The organism is Amycolatopsis sp. NPDC059235, from assembly GCF_042754125.1.
GTDB classification, from domain to species: domain Bacteria; phylum Actinomycetota; class Actinomycetes; order Mycobacteriales; family Pseudonocardiaceae; genus Amycolatopsis; species Amycolatopsis albidoflava.
Map to the genome: position 1 here is coordinate 1 of NZ_JBHZAG010000139.1, position 16678 is coordinate 16678.

At 70.0% G+C, this 16678-nt stretch carries 14 protein-coding genes; 5 read left to right on the forward strand and 9 right to left on the reverse strand.

What is annotated here, in order from left to right; translation table 11 throughout:
* Positions 1-120 precede the first annotated feature (120 nt).
* Complete coding sequence (locus ACFXI3_RS44500; protein ID WP_344286079.1) at positions 121-795, reverse strand: FadR/GntR family transcriptional regulator; 675 nt, start codon at positions 793-795, stop codon at positions 121-123.
* Between the two features lie 48 nt (positions 796-843).
* Here ACFXI3_RS44500 and ACFXI3_RS44505 point away from each other — a divergent pair, with 48 nt between their 5' ends.
* Positions 844-2118: a CynX/NimT family MFS transporter gene (locus tag ACFXI3_RS44505; protein ID WP_378408083.1), complete on the forward strand. Its 1275-nt coding sequence runs from the start codon at positions 844-846 to the stop codon at positions 2116-2118.
* 102 nt (positions 2119-2220) lie between these two features.
* Here ACFXI3_RS44505 and ACFXI3_RS44510 read toward each other — a convergent pair whose 3' ends face one another.
* The 3 genes from ACFXI3_RS44510 to ACFXI3_RS44520 form a co-directional block, all read right to left on the reverse strand.
* The gene (locus ACFXI3_RS44510; protein ID WP_378408085.1) at positions 2221-2493 is read right to left on the reverse strand and encodes a hypothetical protein; all 273 of its coding nucleotides are present in this window, start codon (positions 2491-2493) and stop codon (positions 2221-2223) included.
* Between the two features lie 102 nt (positions 2494-2595).
* Positions 2596-3990, reverse strand: a complete 1395-nt coding sequence (locus tag ACFXI3_RS44515; RefSeq protein WP_378408086.1) for a mycothione reductase — start codon at positions 3988-3990, stop codon at positions 2596-2598.
* 70 nt (positions 3991-4060) lie between these two features.
* Positions 4061-4921, reverse strand: a complete 861-nt coding sequence (locus tag ACFXI3_RS44520) for a M15 family metallopeptidase (protein WP_378408088.1) — start codon at positions 4919-4921, stop codon at positions 4061-4063.
* A gap of 172 nt (positions 4922-5093) precedes the next feature.
* Between ACFXI3_RS44520 and ACFXI3_RS44525 the strand changes: the two genes are divergently transcribed.
* A complete protein-coding gene (locus ACFXI3_RS44525; RefSeq protein ID WP_344286084.1) occupies positions 5094-5912 on the forward strand; it encodes a serine protease in 819 nt (272 codons plus the stop codon).
* Between the two features lie 20 nt (positions 5913-5932).
* Positions 5933-6364, forward strand: coding sequence for a GNAT family N-acetyltransferase (locus ACFXI3_RS44530; protein ID WP_378408090.1), 432 nt, complete (start codon positions 5933-5935; stop codon positions 6362-6364).
* Positions 6365-6484: 120 nt separating this feature from the next.
* Here the strand turns inward: ACFXI3_RS44530 and ACFXI3_RS44535 are convergent, their stop codons facing one another.
* The 4 genes from ACFXI3_RS44535 to ACFXI3_RS44550 form a co-directional block, all read right to left on the reverse strand.
* The gene (locus ACFXI3_RS44535) at positions 6485-7651 is read right to left on the reverse strand and encodes an 8-amino-7-oxononanoate synthase (RefSeq protein ID WP_344286086.1); all 1167 of its coding nucleotides are present in this window, start codon (positions 7649-7651) and stop codon (positions 6485-6487) included.
* A 667-nt stretch (positions 7652-8318) separates the two neighbouring features.
* Positions 8319-10100, reverse strand: coding sequence for a DEAD/DEAH box helicase (locus ACFXI3_RS44540; protein ID WP_378408092.1), 1782 nt, complete (start codon positions 10098-10100; stop codon positions 8319-8321).
* A 321-nt stretch (positions 10101-10421) separates the two neighbouring features.
* A complete protein-coding gene (locus tag ACFXI3_RS44545; RefSeq protein WP_378408094.1) occupies positions 10422-11378 on the reverse strand; it encodes a serine protein kinase RIO in 957 nt (318 codons plus the stop codon).
* A 186-nt stretch (positions 11379-11564) separates the two neighbouring features.
* Positions 11565-13079, reverse strand: a complete 1515-nt coding sequence (locus ACFXI3_RS44550; RefSeq protein WP_378408096.1) for an FAD-dependent oxidoreductase — start codon at positions 13077-13079, stop codon at positions 11565-11567.
* A 92-nt stretch (positions 13080-13171) separates the two neighbouring features.
* On the opposite strand from ACFXI3_RS44550, the gene ACFXI3_RS44555 reads away from it, so the two are divergent.
* On the forward strand, positions 13172-13774 hold the full coding sequence (locus ACFXI3_RS44555) for a helix-turn-helix domain-containing protein (RefSeq protein ID WP_344286090.1): 603 nt from the start codon (positions 13172-13174) through the stop codon (positions 13772-13774).
* Between the two features lie 185 nt (positions 13775-13959).
* Here ACFXI3_RS44555 and ACFXI3_RS44560 read toward each other — a convergent pair whose 3' ends face one another.
* On the reverse strand, positions 13960-14946 hold the full coding sequence (locus ACFXI3_RS44560; RefSeq protein ID WP_378408098.1) for an aldo/keto reductase: 987 nt from the start codon (positions 14944-14946) through the stop codon (positions 13960-13962).
* Positions 14947-15029: 83 nt separating this feature from the next.
* Between ACFXI3_RS44560 and ACFXI3_RS44565 the strand changes: the two genes are divergently transcribed.
* A complete protein-coding gene (locus ACFXI3_RS44565) occupies positions 15030-16580 on the forward strand; it encodes a phytoene desaturase family protein (RefSeq protein WP_378408100.1) in 1551 nt (516 codons plus the stop codon).
* The last annotated feature ends 98 nt before the right edge of the window (positions 16581-16678 follow it).

Genomic DNA, 16678 nt, shown 5'->3' on the forward strand with positions numbered 1-16678 from the left:
CTCCTCCTTATTCCTATTTTTATTTGTGTGTGGTGGTGTTTTTTTTGTTTATATCATCCTGGGTCGGTCCCGGGGCTCTTGGCTTGAATCTGATTCCCTCAAGGAGCCCTTCACGGACTTCTACAGGTCTTCCGCCCGCGCGATCAGCACGTCCAAGAATCCCGCGGCTTCGGCGGCCGACCGATCCGCGTCGCGGGCTTCGATCGCGTCCACCAGCTCCCGGTGCCGGATCATCTCCGCGTGCTCCGGATTGTCCGAAGTGGACGCCACGCTCGCGGTGATCGCCTCCATCAGGCCGCGGTAGAGCTCCAGCAGCAGCCCGTTGTGCCCGCACCGGACCACCACCTGGTGGAATTCCGCGTCGCTGCGGGCGAAATCGTCGAGGCGGCCTTCGTCCCAGTCGGTGTCGCGGCGGTTGAGCAGGACGCGCAGTTCGGCCACGTCTTCGTCGGTGCGCGCGGTCGCGGCCAGCCGGGCGCCTTCGACCTCCAGCAGCCGGCGCACGTGCAGCACCTCGCGCAGTTCCGTGCCGCACAGCCGGCGGATCGCGCCGGACACCTCGCTCGTCGCGCGCACGTACGTGCCGTCGCCCTGGCGGACTTCCAAGATCCCGGTGTGCGCCAGCGCGCGCACGGCCTCGCGGACCGTGTTGCGCCCGACGCCCAGCTGCGCGGACAACTCCGGCTCGGTCGGGATCCGGTGCCCGATCGGCCATTCTCCTGCGGTGACCGCCTCGCGCAGCTGGTCGATGACCTGGTCGACGAGTCCGGCGCGGCGGGTGGTGGCCAACGGCACAGCCTGATCCCTTCATCCAATCATCCTACGTATGCGATAGTAGCGCACATGTCCGCCGATTCCCGAGACTCCGCAGCCGTGTCCACCGCCACCTATTCCGACCGGCTCGAGCTCGAACTGGAAGGCAGCCTCGAGGAAGAGGTGCCCGCCGGTCGCCGGCCGGGCGTGGTGGCCGGCGGCGTGCTGCTGGCGGTCGCGGTGGTGCTGACGGCGATGAACCTGCGGCCGGCGATCACGAGCGTCGGCCCGCTGCTCGCGGAAATGCGCGGAAGCCTCGGCGCGTCCGCGGTGTGGGCGAGCATCCTCACGACCCTGCCCGGCCTGTGCTTCGCAGGCGCCGGCCTGGCCGCGCCCGTGCTGTCGCGCCGCCTTGGCATTGGCCCGGCGATCGGTCTCGCGCTGGCGGTGCTGACGGCGGGCCTGGTGGTGCGGGTGCTCGACGGACCGTACGTCGTGCTCGGCGGCACGCTCATCGCCACCGCCGGAATCGCGCTGGTCAACGTGCTGATCCCGGTGGTCATCAAGGATTCGTTCCCGGCTCGCGTCGGGCTCATGACCGGCGTCTACACCGCGGCGCTGCAGGGCGGCGGCGCGGCGGGTTCCGCGCTGAGCCCGCCGCTGGAATCCGCCTTCGGCGGCTGGCGTGCCGCGCTCGGCGCGTGGGGCGTGCTGTCGGCGATCGCTTTGGTGGCGTGGCTGATCGCTTCGCGCGGCGCCGGCCGCCCGCCGCGCCCGGCCGCTGGTGCCGCTCGCGCCCGGTCGCTGATGCGCAGCCCGCTGGCGTGGATCGTCACGATCTTCTTCGGCCTGCAGTCGTTCATCGCCTACGTCGTGATGGGCTGGCTGCCGCAGGTCTTCATCGACGCGGGCGTCAGCAAGGCCGACGCCGGTCTGCTGCTCGGCCTGATCTCGGTGATCGCGGTGCCGATCAGCCTGGTGATCCCGCCGATCGCGGCGCGGCAGAAGAGCCAGAGCCCGTGGATCGTCGGAATGGGCGTCTTCGGCGCGGCTGGGATGCTGGGTCTGGTCATCGCGCCCGGGTTCTCGCCGCTGCTGTGGAGTGTCCTGCTCGGCATCGGGATGAGCGTGTTCTCGCTGGCGCTGACGGTGATCGCCCTGCGCGCCCGCAGCGGTGCCGAGACGGCGCGGTTGTCGGGGATGGCGCAGGGCTTCGGGTACCTGCTGGCCGCGGTGGGGCCGTTCGTGTTCGGCCTGCTGCACGATGCGACGGGCAGCTGGACGGTGTCGTTGATCGTGCTGCTCGTGGTGATGGTGACGCAGATGATCTTCGGCGGTCTCGCCGGTCGGCGTCGATTCGTCTGATCTGACGGGAACGGGCGGCCGGTGGGTTACCGGCCGCCCGTTTCGTTTGGTCCCTGCCCCGACGGCGTCTGCCCACTGTGGACACTGCCGCCGGACAGCCGCCTAGCTCGCCAGCGCGGCGTCTTCCAGCACCGGCCCGGGAAGCTGGCCGGTGCGCCGGACGTCGTCGAGCGCGGCCACCGCGACCGCGAGACATTGCACAGCCTGTTCGGGCGGCATCGCCCGAAGCTCTTCCAGCAATGCCTGCGTCGCGGCCGTCGTCCCGAGCTCCGCGCGCCGCACGGCGAACATCAGCTCGAGATCCGTGACCTCGCTCCAGCGAGCGGCCAAATCTTTCGCGGCCACAACGATTCCCCCGGCGATCATGTCGGTCATGTCAGTCCCCGCACCTCCGCGGGGAACAGTAACAACGCGACATCCTTGTTACCCGATTCGGGAATCGCCTCGGCGCGAGATCAACTCTGGGTATCCCCGGGGTCAGTCGAGCGGCAGGTTCAGCAGCGCGTTTTCCACCAGTTCCGGCATCGCCGGGTGGATCCAGTACTGCCCGCGCGCCATCGACCGCGCGTCGAGGCCGAAGCTCATCGCCTGGATCAGCGGCTGGATCACCGTCGACGCCTGCGGGCCGATGATGTGCGCGCCCAGCAGCTGTCCGGTCGCCGGGTCGGCGAGCAGCTTCGCGAAACCGGTGGTGTCCTCCATCGCCCAGCCGTAGGCGATGCCCGCGTAGTCCTGCTTCGAGACCACAAAGGACAGTCCTCGTTCGGTCGCCTGCGCCTCGGTCAGCCCGACCGACGCCACCTGCGGCGAGGTGAACACCGCGTGCGGCACGAAGCGGTGGTCGGCCTTGATGCGGTCGTCCGGGTGCGCCAGATTGTGTTGCACCACGCGGGCTTCGTGGTTCGCGACGTGCTTCAGCTCCAGCGGCGACGAGATGTCGCCGAGCGCGTAGATGCCTTCGACGGACGTCTGCTGGTAGTCGTCCACCACGACGTGCCCGCGCTCGGTGGTGGCGACGCCGGTGGCACCCACGTCGAGCAGGTCCGAGTTCGGCTTGCGGCCGGTGGCGACCAGGATCAGATCGGCCTCGACGGTCTCCGCGCCCTGCGGGCCTTCGAGATCCAGCGCGACCCCGTTGTCCGTGCGGCGCGCGCGAACCGTCTTGCGCTCAAGCCGGACGTCGAACCGCTGCGAAGCCAGTTCGGTGAACCGGGCGCTGACGTCCGCGTCCTCCTGCCGCAGCAGGGCGCCGGAGCGGTTCACCATGGTGACCGCGACGCCGAACGACGCGAAGACGTGCGCGAATTCCGCCGCGATGTAGCCGCCGCCGAGGATGACGATCCGCTCTGGCAGCGCGTCGAGGCGCATGATCGTGTCGGAGGTGTAGTAACCGGTTTCGGCCAGCCCCGGCACGTCCGGGATCACCGGCCGCCCGCCCGCGGCGAGCACGAACCGGTCCGCGGTGACGACCTCGTCCGGACGGCCGTCGGGGAAGCTGACGCGCAGCTCCTTCATCCCGGTGAACCGGCCTTCGCCGCGGTAGACGTCGACGTTGCGGTTGTCCTCGTGGTTCTCGCGGTACTCCGCGCCACCCTCGGCGATCGGGTCGATCCGGCCGAAGATCCGGTCCCGGATGTCCGGCCAGCGCACCGCGGTGAGCTCCTCGTCCACGCCGAAGCGCGAACTGCCCGCGGGCGTCGCGGCGACGTCGGCGGCGTAGACGAACATCTTCGTCGGGATGCAGCCGACGTTCAGGCAGGTCCCGCCGAACACGCCCTTCTCGACGATGGCCGTCCGGAGGTCGGCGAACTCCGGCCCGAGGATCGAGTTTCCCGATCCGGTCCCGATGATCACCAGGTCGTAATGCGGCACGGCGGTCCTTCCCGAAAGCGGTCTGCTGCCAGCCTAGTCAACCCCGGCGACCCGCCCCGGTGTTCCCGGATCACTCGCCGTTGGCTGTGAAATGCATCCGGTCGACCGGCGACTTCCACGCCCCGCCCCACTGCCAGCCCGCTCCGGCGAACGCGCGCACGATCGGGCCGTCGGCGGTGACCATCCCCGGCCGCACGTTGGCGCGGTCGACGTAGGCGGATGCCAGCTCCGGCACGACGAGGTCGTCCTTGGTGTAGGGATTGCAGAACGGATTGACGTCCACCGCGAGCCCGTACGCGTGCGCGGACCAGTTCTTCTGTCCGCGCATCGGACGGCAGACGAACGCGCTGGTGTCGTTGCCGTCGCCGGTGGGCGGCGCGTTGAGCTCGGCGGGGGAGGTGATGCGCATTTCCTCGATGGGGAACTGCTGCGCGTACAGCTCGCTGAACGCTTTCACCACCGCCGAAGCGCCGTCCTTGTTCACCAGCAGCTCGCCGGTGTGCGCGCGATGGTCGAAGCCCCAGAAGGAAAGCGTGACGTAGCGGAGGTCCGCCGACGACACCGGGCACGCGGCCTGCCAAGTGCTGCGCTTGAGCACGGTGTCGGGGACGTCGGCGATCTTCGCGGCGTACGTGGTGCTCGACGGAGGCGGGAGGAAATCCTGGGTCGGCAGCGAGCGGTTCACCAGTTCGGGTGGAGTCGGCTGGATCTCGCCGAAGCCGTCCGGGCGCAGCGGAAGCGGGCGAGCACCCACCTGCCAGGTGACGGCGGGAGCGCTCGTCGCTGTCCGAGTTGCCGGAAGTGTCGGGCTGGGCGCTGCCGACGGCGCGGTCAACGGGCTCGGCGGGGGAGCCGTGGGAGTGCTCGTGGCACATCCGGCCAGCAAGAAGACTGTCAGCGCGCCGGCCGTCGCGGCTGTTTTCCGTCGCATGACTCCACTTAATCGAATGCGCTCGGTGTATAGAGAGTCCACCCGTTCCAGTGACACCGTTTTGGGCTTGGCCCGTTTAGGGTAATCGCGGCCGTGTGTGCACGCGCCGGAGTCGGTTGATTCCCGTGCGCGTCCAGGCTGTGCTGTCGTAGTGCCGATGAAGGGAAAGCCCATGCCCGCGAAGTTCCGTCGTCCGGTCTTGCTCGCGGCGGGGTCGCTGCTCGCCGCCGCGATCGCGGTCCCGGTCGGCTCGGCCTGGGCGTCGACGCCTTCCGATCCCGGCTCGCACGCGCAGCCGCGGATCGTCGGCGGCAGCGAAGCCTCGCTGGCCGACCACCCGTACGCGGTGTACCTCACCGACCAGAGCGGTTCGCAGTTCTGCGGCGCGGTGATCGTGAGCCCGTCCGCGGTGGCGACCGCCGCGCATTGCGCGAAAGCCCTGCCGAAATCGTCGGTCCACGTGGTCGCCGGCCGCCAGGACAAACGCGGTGACGACGGCGTGGAACTCGGCGTCTCGCGGGTCTGGGTGAACCCGGACTACAGCGACCCGACCAAGGGCGACGACATCGCGGTGCTGACTGTGCGCGGACGGCTGCCGTACCGCGCGGCGAAGCTCGCGGGCAAGAGCGACCAGTCGCTGTACGCGGAAGGCACGCAGGCGACCGTGCTGGGCTGGGGACGGCTTTCCGAAGGCGGGGAGCGGTCGGACGTGCTGCGCAGTGCCCAGGTGCCGGTCGTCAGCGACTCCACCTGCAAGACGGCCTACGACACCTACGACCCGGCGAGCATGGTGTGCGCCGGGTACCCGCAGGGCGGCCAGGACGCGTGCCAGGGAGATTCCGGCGGCCCGCTCGTCGAAGGCGACACCCTGGTCGGCATCGTGTCCTTCGGCGACGGATGCGGGAAGCCGGGCAAGCCCGGGGTGTACACGCGGGTTTCGCAGTTCTCGGACGACATCGCGGCGCAATCCCAGGCGCGGCTCTTCGGCTGAGCTGTGTTAAGCAGGGTGGTGTGACGACTCTGCACCGCGCTGCCGGACCCGACCTCGCCGCCGCCGATCTGTACGAGATCCTCCGGCTGCGGTCGGACGTGTTCGTGGTGGAACAAGACTGCGTGTACGCCGACATCGACGGGCGCGATCTGCTTCCGGAGACGCAGCACCTGTGGCTGACTTCCGGCTCGGAAGTGGTGGCGTGCCTGCGCGTGCTGGCCGAACCTGGCGGCGGCGCGCGGATCGGCCGGGTGGTGACGGCGAAGTCGGCGCGCGGTCAGGGTTTGGCGGCGCAGTTGATGGCGGCCGCGGTGGAGGGCGCGGCGGGCGAGTTCGTGCTGGAGGCGCAGACCTATGCGCAGCAGCTTTACGCGCGGTTCGGGTTTGTGGCCGAGGGCGAGGAATACCTCGAGGACGGGATTCCGCACATCACCATGCGCCGCCGGGGATAGCGGGGTTTTCGGCGGCTTGCCTCACCCGGTGCGGATGGCGGTGCGCTGTCGGGGAAGTTCGCGCTCGATGCACGGCAGTCTCATGCGGGTCCGAGGAGTTCCTTGGGGAGGCCGCCGGGATCAGCCGCGAGGCGCGGTCGCCGCGATCACCTTCACCGCGCGGTCGACGTCCGCTTCGGAGAGGTCCGCGCGGGCGGTGAGACGCAGCCGGGAAACGCCGTCCGGTACGGCGGGCGGGCGGAAGCAGCCGACCTGGATTCCTTGCTCCGCACAGGCTTCTGCCCACGCGGTGGCCGCCTGCGGCGACGGCGTCGGCACCGCGACCACCGCGGTTTCCGGGAGTTCGACCGGCAGACCGGCGTTTTTCAGCCCCATCGCCAGGTTTCCGGCGTTCTCGACGACCTTCGCCGGCAGGTCCGGTTCGGACTTGAGCACCTGCAACGCAGTCAGCGCGGCGGCGGCGCTCGCCGGGGCGAGGGCGGTGTCGAAGATGAAGCTGCGCGCGGTGTCCACGAGATGCCGGATCACGCGGCGCGGACCGACGACGGCGCCGCCTTGTGAGCCGAGGGCGTTCGAGAGTGTAAGGGTGGTGACGACGTCCGGCGCGGACGACAGGCCCGCGGCGTGCACCGCGCCCCGGCCGCCTTCGCCGAGGACGCCGAAGCCGTGCGCGTCGTTGACCACCAGCGCGGCACTGTGCGCACGGCAGATTTCGGCGAGTTCGCCCAGCGGCGCGAGCTCGCCGTCGGCCGAGAACACCGAGTCGGCAACCACGACCGCGCGCGGTTTGCGTCGAGTAGCCAACGCGTGCTTGATCGCCGACGGTGCCGAGTGCTCGACGGCCGCGATGTCCGCGCGGGACAGCCGGCAGCCTTCGACCAGCGAGGCGTGGACGTACTTGTCGGTGACGATCGCCGATTCGGCCCCGGACAGGGCCGTGACCGCGCCGAGGTTGGCGGTGAATCCGGAGGAGAACACCAGCGCCGCTTGGGCTCCGCAGAACCGGGCGAGTTCGTGTTCGAGCTCCGCGTGGAGTTCGGTGGACCCGGTGACCAGCCGCGACCCAGTCGCCCCGGCCCCCCACCGCAACGCAGCCGCGGCAGCGGCTCCGGCGACGCGCTTGTCCCGGGCGAGCCCGAGGTAGTCGCCGCCCGCGAGGTCGAGCGCGGTGTGCTGCGCCGGACGCGGATTCATCCGCCGGGAGAGCCCGGCTTCCGCGCGCCGCTGGCCTTCGGTTTCAAGCCAGTCGAAGACGTTCTCAGGCGGCAGCGGCGGAGTGTCAGTCACTGAGGCAGTGTCGCATCCGGCCGGGTGGCGCGTTTCCCGCCCCCGTCTCGGCCCGTGTCTCGGGAGGCCCGGGAAGCGGGGCGGGGCAACGGAAACCAGGCGGGTGCGGCTGTGGGGCGTGGCTGGTTGGTGGAGTGTGGTCGGCCGGGCGAGGTGTTGTTTGGCGGCCGCTGCTGCGCTGGGCGAGGTTTTGTTTGGCAGTGGCTGCTGTGGCGGTGGAGCGTGGCTGGTGGAGTGTGGTTGGCCGGGCGAGGTGCTGTTTGGCGGTGATGGCTGCGCTGGGCGAGGTCGTGCTCAGTAGTGATCGCTGCGACGGGCGAGGCATTGTTCGGCCACGACTGTTTGCTTGGCGGCACGTTGTTCGGCGACGGCCGGTGGGACGGGCGTGATGCTCTTGGGCGGCGACGGTCGCGCTGTGCGTGATGCAGTTCGGCGACGATCGCTGCGGCGGCGCGGCCCGGTGCGGCAACGGCCGTTGAGCCGGGCGTGGCTGCCGGGGCGCGGTGACTGGCGCTGGCTGGCAGCGAGCCCGGGGCCAGCCGTTGCGGTGCGCGAACCGGGCCGGAAACGAAGAACGCCCCCGGCCGACCGGCCCGGCACCCGAAACCTGCCGGAAACGAAGAACGGCCCCGCCGAAGCGGGGCCGTTCTCAGTGTTCAAGCGTCAATCACGAGTCGTGTCCGCGGCGCGGGCCGCGGCTCGGGCGGCCGAAGCCGCCGCCGGCGCGGGACTGCTTTCGGCTGCGGCTGTAACCGCCGCCGCCGTGGTTTTCCCGGGAGCCGTAGCCGCCTTCGCGGGCGTAGCCGCCCTCGCGACCGCCTTCGCGCGAGTAGCCGCCTTCGCGACCGCCTTCGCGCGAGTAGCCGCCTTCGCGACCGCCTTCGCGGGCGTAACCGCCGTCGCGGGAGCCGCGGCCTTCGTACGAGCCACGGTTGTAGCCGCCGTCGCGCGAGCCTCGGTCGTCACGCGAACCGTAACCACCGCGGTCGTCGCGGGAGCCGTAACCGCCGCGATCGTCACGCGAGCCGTAACCACCGCGGCCGCCTTCGCGGGAACCGCGGTAGCCGCCGCCTTCGCGCGGGCCTCGGAAGCCGCCGCGGTCGCCGCCGAAGCCTCGGCCGCCGGAGCGGCGCGGGGACTCCCGGCGACGTTCCACAACCGGCTCGCCGCTCGGCTCGCGGGCGCCGGTGATGCGCGACAGGTCCTCGTCCTCGGCGCGGATCATCGTGGTCTCGGCGCGGACGCCGGCCCGGTCGGTCATCCGGCGGACGGTGCGCCGCTGGTCGTGCGTCACCAGGGTGACGACGATGCCGGACGCGCCCGCGCGGGCGGTGCGGCCCGCGCGGTGCAGGTAGTCCTTGTGGTCCGCGGCCGGGTCGACGTGCAGCACCAGGGAGATGTCGTCGACGTGGATGCCGCGCGCGGCGACGTCGGTGGCCACCAGGACCGCCGCGTGGCCTTCCTTGAAGTCGGCGAGGACGCGGTTGCGCTGGCCCTGGGTCTTGCCGCCGTGCAGGGCGACCGCGTGCACGCCGCTCTCGCGCAGCCGCTCGGTGAGCCGGTCCACGTGGTGCTTGGTGCGCACGAACATGATCGTGCGGCCCTCGCGGGCGCCGATCCGGGTGATGATGTCCTGCTTGTCCGAGTGCGACACCTGGAACAGGTGGTGGTCCATGGTGGTGACGCTCGCGGTCGACGGCGCGACCGAGTGCGTGACCGGGTCGGCCAGGTACTGCCGGACCAGCTTGTCGACGTCGCCGTCGAGCGTCGCGGAGAACAGCAGCCGCTGCCCGCCGGGAGGGGTGAGGTCCATGATCTCGCGGACCTGCGGCATGAAGCCCATGTCGGCCATCTGGTCGGCCTCGTCGAGCGCGATGAAGTTGCAGTCGCCGAGCGAGGCGGTGCCCTGGCGGACGTGGTCCGACAGCCGTCCCGGGGTGGCGATCAGCAGGTCGACGCCGCGGGCGAGCGACTCCGCCTGGCGGCCGAAGGACATGCCGCCGACCGCGGTGCGGCACCAGAGGCCGAGGGACTTGGCGAGCGGGGTCAGCGAGTCGGCCACCTGCATGGCCAGTTCGCGGGTCGGCACCAGCACGAGCGCGCGGGGGCGCTTCGGGCGGGCCTTGCCGCCGTCGAGCCGGGCCAGGATGGCCAGGCCGAAGGCCAGCGTCTTGCCGGAACCGGTCTGGGCGCGGCCCAGCACGTCGCGGCCGGCCAGCGCGTCCGGGATGGTCGCGGACTGGATCGGGAACGGGGAGTCGATGCCCGCCTCGGCGAGCGCCCGCAGCAGCGGCTCGGGCAGGCCCAGCTGGGCGAAGGTCTTCACGGCGGGGGTCTCCACCGTGTCGTTGTGGAGAACGTCTCCACCGGCCGGCCGGTGCCGCGGCTTGCGCTCGGGGCGGTCCCCGCGGGAGCGGGAAGACTGGCCGGGTTCGTACGTGACTGTCACAAATGCCTCTCGGACGTGGCACGTCGCAAGGGAGGCCCGGGCTGCCCGCGCGCAGGCAGGGCAAGATGGTGTGGCGATGGGCGTTCACAGGGACGGACCCGGTGCGCCGAGCCATGGCGTGGCACACCGACGGAAATTGCTTCGGATGGCCGCGAGTCCTTCTGCGGACTGTGGAGGCGACGGACACCAACTCATCCACGCCGCCGTTGCGGTCTTGACACACTCTACCTGAGAGATCGCGGTTGCCCCGCACCCAGGTGGGCGGTTGTGGGCGGGGTCGCAGGTGTGCGCTGCCGCACACTCGCGGCCCCGCCCGCCCGCTCAGCCGAGACCGGCCGCGCTTTCCAGTTCCCGCACCAGGTCATCGGTGTCGGTGACCTGTTCGGACAGTCCGCGGCCGTGGAACCATCCGGCGAGGTTCGCGACGTCCCGGGCCAGGAATTCCCGGCCGCGGGGGTTCGCGATCACGTCGACCGCCTGGGGAAGGTCGATCACCATCAGGTGTCCTTCGTGCACCAGGAGGTTGTACGCGGACAGGTCGCCGTGCGCGAGCCCTTGCCCCGCCAGGAGTTCCAGCGCGGACACGGCCTGCTCCCACAGGTCGGCCAGCTCGTCCGGTTCGGGCCGCAGCTGCGCCAGCCGGGGCGCGGCGGTGCCGTCGGATTCGCCGAGGAATTCCAGCAGGATCTCGGTGCCGTGCCGCTGCACCGGATACGGCACCGGCGCGCCGATCGTCCACAAGCGACTGAGGACGGCGAACTCCGCCACCGCCCACTGTTCGGCGATCAGGTTGCGGCCGAACGAGGTGCGCCCGGCCATCGCGCGCATCTCGCGGGACCGGCGCATCCGCCTGCCCTCGAGATAGCCCGCGTCGCGGTGGAACAGCTTGTGCTCGTCTGAGCGGTATCGCTTGGCCGCAAGCAGAACGCCGTCTTCGCCGGGAAGATTGCGGCGCAGCAGATGGACATCCGCTTCCTTGCCGGTCTTGAGCACGCCGAGGTCGGTGTCGACCGCGGCGAGTTCCGTGACCACCCAATCCGGCCGGGGATGCGGCCCTTGGTCGGCGTCGTCCCAGTTGGTCCATCGGTCGGCGCCGTCGGGCAGTTCGGTTTCGGTGTAGGCGTCTTCGCGAAGCTGGGAGAGACGGACTCGCTCGGCTTCGGTGAGCCGTCCCCGGCGGGCCGGGGCGGGCCCGTCGTCGTAGCTCGGGCGACGGCGCATCCGGCGGTCGGTGTAGTCGGAGGCGTCGGAAAATTCGTCGAAATCGTGCTCGCGCACTGGTGGGTTCTCCTAGATCAGGGTGCCCACCGGGCGAGCGCGTGCTCTAGCCGAGGCGGGCGGGCGGAAGAGGGCAGGACAGCGCCCGGACAATCTCCACGACGCACCTCCCTTTCTTCCGGCAGCCGGCGGCTTCCCGCCGGACGCCGCTCACTGTGCCGTCCGCCTCGAACTCCCGCAACTTATTTATTTCGCACCCGCCCATCGCGCGAGCGCGGCGTCGAGAAGCTTCTGGTCGTCGCTCCCGGAACTCGCCCAGACGATCACTCCGTCCGGCCGCACGAGCAGGCTCGGTTCGTCGGCCGGATCGGCGACGCAGGCCAGCCGATCGGCCAAGCCGGAGACCGCGAACCGGCCGTCGGGGGAGCGGTCGACGAGCACGAACCGCCCGTCGTGCGCGTGGTCAGCGAGGCGGGTTCCGGACGTCAGCTCCACGTCCCCGGCAATCGACCCGACCGGTTCGGCGGCGTCGTCGGCGACGTCGTAGTGCTGCAGGATTCCGGACGACAGCGCGACGATGCGGTTCATCGCGGCCGGCACCTGGAGCAGTTCGCCGCCGACGATCTTGCGCAGCTGCTCGGTGCGTTCGTCACCGCGCAGGAGCGCGACCTGGGCACGGGTCCAGTCGAGCACCCCCGCGCCGATCGGGTGGCGTTCGGTTTCGTAGGTGTCGAGCAGCCCCGCCGGAGCCCAGCCCTGGACGGTCGCGGCGAGCTTCCAGCCGAGGTTCGCCGCGTCGCCGAGGCCGAGGTTCAGGCCCTGTCCGCCGAGCGGGGAGTGGACGTGCGCGGCGTCGCCTGCCAGGAACACGCGGCCTTGGCGGTAGTGCCGCGCTTGGCGCGCGTTGTCGGTGAACCGCGTTGCCCTGCCGCGGATTCCGGTGATGGTGACCGAGACCCCGGTGACGTCGCGGACGGCTTCCTGCAGCTCCTCGACCGACACCGGAACGTCGCGGTCTTGCGGCGGCTTCCGGAAGCGGCTGAGGAAAATCCGGCCGGGGACCGGTCCGTACGCGTAGACCCCGCGCGGCGTCCAGGTCCAGCCGGGGCGCAGGTCGCTCGCGTCCTCGAAGTCGGCGATCGCCTGGTAGCCGGTCATGTCCGGGTCTGTGCCGGCGAACTCGATGCCGAGCTGCTTGCGGATGACGCTCCGCCCGCCGTCGGCCGCGACGAGCCAGCCCGCGGCGAACTCGCCCGCGCTCGTTTCGACAGTCACCGACTCGCCGGCGCCCCGCACGCCCTGGACCTCGACGCCGCGCCGGACCTCCACGCCGAGCTGAGCGCAGTGTTCGGCGAGCATCAGCTCGACCTCTTGCTGCGGCACGCCGAGCCCGTTCGACACCGCCCGGTGCGCGGCGAGCACGGGGTCGCTCTGATCGATCAGGTCGTTGTCGAACAGGAACCCGGCGAAGTGCCCGGCGGCCAGGAACCGGCGGCCGCCCCGCCTGGCGGCCTCGACTGTCGGGCCGAATCGGCCGACCGATTCGAGGAACCGCCGCTGCGCCGCCTCCGCCGCGGGCAGCAGGCCGCGCCGGTCGAGCAGCTCGGCGCTGGCGACGTTGACCGACCCGGCCTTGATGTTCCGGTCCGGCTCCTCCAGCCGGTCCAGCACGGTCACTCCCACCCCGCGCAGCGCGAGCTCCCCGGCGAGGAACAACCCGGTGGGCCCGGCCCCGGCGACGATCACCTCGGTCCGCTCCATGACGTACTCCCCTCTATCCTTGCCCGACGGCTTAACCAAGTGTGCTTACTGAGTAAGCTTACCAGGTAAATGTAACACGGAAGGGTGGACTCATGCCCAATCGCGGCGATCGGGGCGGAGCCAGGACGCGGGCGCGGATCGCCGAGGTCGCGACCGCGCTGTTCCTGGAACGCGGGTTCGACGAGGTCACGATCGCCGAGGTCGCCGCGGCGGCCGGGGTGTCCAAGGTGACGGTGTTCTCGCACTTCGAGCGCAAGGAGGACCTGCTGCTGGACCGCTTGCCGGAGGCGATCGAGCTGGTGCGGTCGGCGGTCCGGACGCGGACCGGCGGCGTGGTGGACGCGCTCCGGCAGCTCGCGCTGACGCTGCTGGATGAGGGGCACGTGCTGTCCGGCGTGGGCGGCGACGTCGAGCCGTTGATGCGGACGGTCGCGGAGTCGCCCGCGCTGATCGCACGGCTGCGGGCGTTCGGGTACGAGATGGAAGCCGAACTGGCCGCGGAACTCGCCGCGGACACGCGGTTTTCCGGGGACGCGGTGCTGGCGGCCGCGTTAGTGGTCGCGGCCTACCGGACGGTGGCGGTGGCGACGGTCCGGCGCAGGCTGGAGGGGGAGGACCTGGCCGAGCTGGCGGAGTCGCACCGGGAGCGGTTGACGCAGGCGTTCGACGTGGTGGAGCGCATGGTCAGCGAGTGAAGCCCGGCCAGGTCTCGCTGGGGCGACTGAGGAGCGCGGCAGGCCGTACCGGCTCCAGTTGAGGTCAAGGGGCTCGATCTCCGAGGGCGATCTGCTCCGGCCCGAACGAGAGACAGCTGTCGCTCGGGGAATGCCGCAGCCCAGGCGACGCTGGATCTTCTGTTGTCCAGCGCCGCCTCGGTGGTTCAGCGGTTGACGAACGCGAGGTGCGCCGCGTCGTAGCGCGCGCCCGCGAAGTTCTCCGGTGCGGCGACGGCCTCGATCGCGGCGAGGTCGTCCGCGGTCAGCTCAACGGTCAGGGCCGCGAGGTTTTCCTCCAGGTACTGCTTTCGCCGCGTGCCCGGGATCGGCACGACGTCCTCGCCGCGCGCCTGCACCCACGCCAGCGCCAGCTGTCCGGTCGTGACCTCTTTCGCGGTGGCGAGCTCTTCGAGTTTCGCCACGATCGCGAGGTTCCGGTCGAGGTTGCCGTCGGCGAACCGGGGCTGGTAGCGCCGCACGTCGTTGTCCGCCATGGTTTCGGTGGTGCGGTAGCGGCCGGTCAGGAAGCCGCGGCCGAGCGGGGAGAACGGGACGAGGCCGATGCCGAGTTCGCGGCAGGTTGGCACGATCTCGGCTTCGAGTTCGCGGGTCCACAGCGACCATTCGCTCTCCAGCGCGGCGATCGGGTGCACCGCGTGCGCGCGCCGGATCGTCTGCGCGCTCGCCTCGGAAAGCCCCAGGTGCCGTACTTTTCCGGCCTGCACCAGCTCGGCCATCGCGCCGACGGTTTCCTCGATCGGGACGTCCGGATCGACTCGGTGGAGGTAGTACAGGTCGATGTGGTCGACGCCGAGCCGCTGCAGCGAGGCTTCGCAGGCCTGGCGCACGTAGGCGGCGTCGCCGCGGACTTCGGTCGGTTCGCCGAGGCGGTTCGCGATGCCGAATTTCGTGGCCAGCACTACCTCTTCGCGGCGGCCGGCGATCGCGCGGCCGATCAGCCGTTCGTTGTGGCCGGAGCCGTAAAAGTCAGACGTGTCAAGGAAAGTCGCGCCGAGGTCGAGGGCGTGGCGCAGCGTTTCGATCGACTGCGCGTCGTCGGTCGCGCCGTAGCCGTGGCTCATTCCCATGCAGCCCAAGCCCTGTGCGGAAACCGTCAGTCCGCCGAGGTTCCGGGTCGGGACGTCGGTCATGGTCGCTCCTTCTGCGCCGGATCTTGTCGTCGGCGACGCTAAGACCTGGAGTGCGCTCCGGGTCAAGCATTAGGCTCGCCGCGGTGGACTACGACGCGGTGATCGTGGGCGGCGGGCACAACGGGCTCGTCGCCGCTGCTTATCTGGCCCGGGCCGGACGGTCGGTGCTGGTGCTGGAACGACGTGCGGAGATCGGCGGCGCGGCGGTGTCGTTCCGCGCTTTCCCTGGCGTGGATGTCCGGTTGTCGCGGTATTCGTATCTGGTCAGCTTGTTGCCGAGGCGGATCGTGGCTGAGCTGGGGTTGGACATCCAGTTGCGGAGGCGGCGGATGTCGTCGTATACGCCGGTCGGCGACACGGGTCTCCTTGTCGACACGGGGGATGCCGAGCGGACCGGGGCGTCGTTTCGCGCGGTTACCGGGTCTGCGAAGGATTACGCGGCTTGGCGGCGGTTTTACGCGGCGGCGGAGCGGGTTGCGGGGGCGACGTTCGATTCATTGACTGAGCCGTTGCCTGCTCGGGAAGAGTTGCGGCGGCGGATTGGTGACGATGAGGCTTGGGCGACGTTTTTTGAGCGTCCGGTGGGGGAGACGTTACGTGAGGTGTTCGAGAATGACGTTGTACGCGGGGTTGTGCTGACTGATGGGTTGATCGGTACTTTTGCTTCTGCGGAGGATGAGGGGCTTCGGCAGAATCGTTGCTTGCTTTATCACCTGATTGGCAATGGCACTGGTGATTGGGACGTCCCGGTTGGCGGAATGGGCGCGGTTACCGATGCGCTCGCTGGGGCGGCTCGTCGGGCTGGGGCGCTGCTGGTTACTGGTGCGGAGGTGGTCTCTGTCGAGCCGGATGGCGACGTTCGTTATCGCGAAGGCGACGTGGAGCGTGTGGTGAGCGGGGGGCATGTGCTGGCGAATGTCGCGCCGCGGGTGCTTGCTCGGTTGCTTGGCGAGGAGGCCGGGGAGTCGCCTGAGGGGGCGCAGTTGAAGGTGAATATGGTGTTGCGGCGGTTGCCTCGGTTGCGTGATTCAGGTGTTGATCCGCGGGATGCGTTCGGGGGGACGTTTCATGTTAATGAATCGTTTGCTCAGTTGGAGACTGCTTATCGGGAGGCTGCTTCGGGGCGGATTCCGGCGGTGCCGCCTTGTGAGATTTACTGTCATTCATTGACTGATCCGTCTGTTCTCGGGGCGAGGGAAAGGGCGGATGGGGTGCAGACGTTGACGTTGTTTGGGTTGCATATGCCTGCGCGGTTGTTCGAGGTGGATAATGAGGGGGCGCGGAGGGAGGCGTTGCGGGCTACTTTGGCTTCGTTGGACAGTGTTCTTGCGGAGTCGGTTGTGGATTGTTTGCTGGTGGATGGTGAGGGGGAGCCTTGTATTGAGGTTAAAACTCCGGTGGATTTGGAGGCGGAGTTGGGGTTGCCTCGGGGGCATATTTTCCATCGGGATTTGTCTTGGCCGTTTGGGGATGGCGAAGCGGTGGGGTCTTGGGGGGTTGAGACTCGGTATGAGCGGGTGTTGCTTTGCGGGGCTGGGGCGGTTCGGGGTGGCGGGGTTAGCGGGATTCCTGGGCGTAATGCGGCTATGGCGGTGTTGGGGCGGCGGCGGGGGGTTGGGGTTGCGCTTGGGTGACTGCTCGTCGCCTGGCGGCGACATTGCTGGTGGTTGCGTGGGGCACCCCGAAGCTTGATTGTGCTGACGGTCTGGGGGTGGGTGTGAATGGGGGAAAA

Coding starts and splice junctions, on each gene's coding strand:
- ACFXI3_RS44550 (WP_378408096.1), bottom strand. CDS start 13,079: ATGGAGCGGACCGAGGTGATCGTCGCCGGGGCCGGGCCCACCGGGTTG.
- ACFXI3_RS44510 (WP_378408085.1), bottom strand. CDS start 2,493: ATGACCGACATGATCGCCGGGGGAATCGTTGTGGCCGCGAAAGATTTG.
- ACFXI3_RS44505 (WP_378408083.1), top strand. CDS start 844: ATGTCCGCCGATTCCCGAGACTCCGCAGCCGTGTCCACCGCCACCTAT.
- ACFXI3_RS44555 (WP_344286090.1), top strand. CDS start 13,172: ATGCCCAATCGCGGCGATCGGGGCGGAGCCAGGACGCGGGCGCGGATC.
- ACFXI3_RS44560 (WP_378408098.1), bottom strand. CDS start 14,946: ATGACCGACGTCCCGACCCGGAACCTCGGCGGACTGACGGTTTCCGCA.
- ACFXI3_RS44525 (WP_344286084.1), top strand. CDS start 5,094: ATGCCCGCGAAGTTCCGTCGTCCGGTCTTGCTCGCGGCGGGGTCGCTG.
- ACFXI3_RS44520 (WP_378408088.1), bottom strand. CDS start 4,921: ATGCGACGGAAAACAGCCGCGACGGCCGGCGCGCTGACAGTCTTCTTG.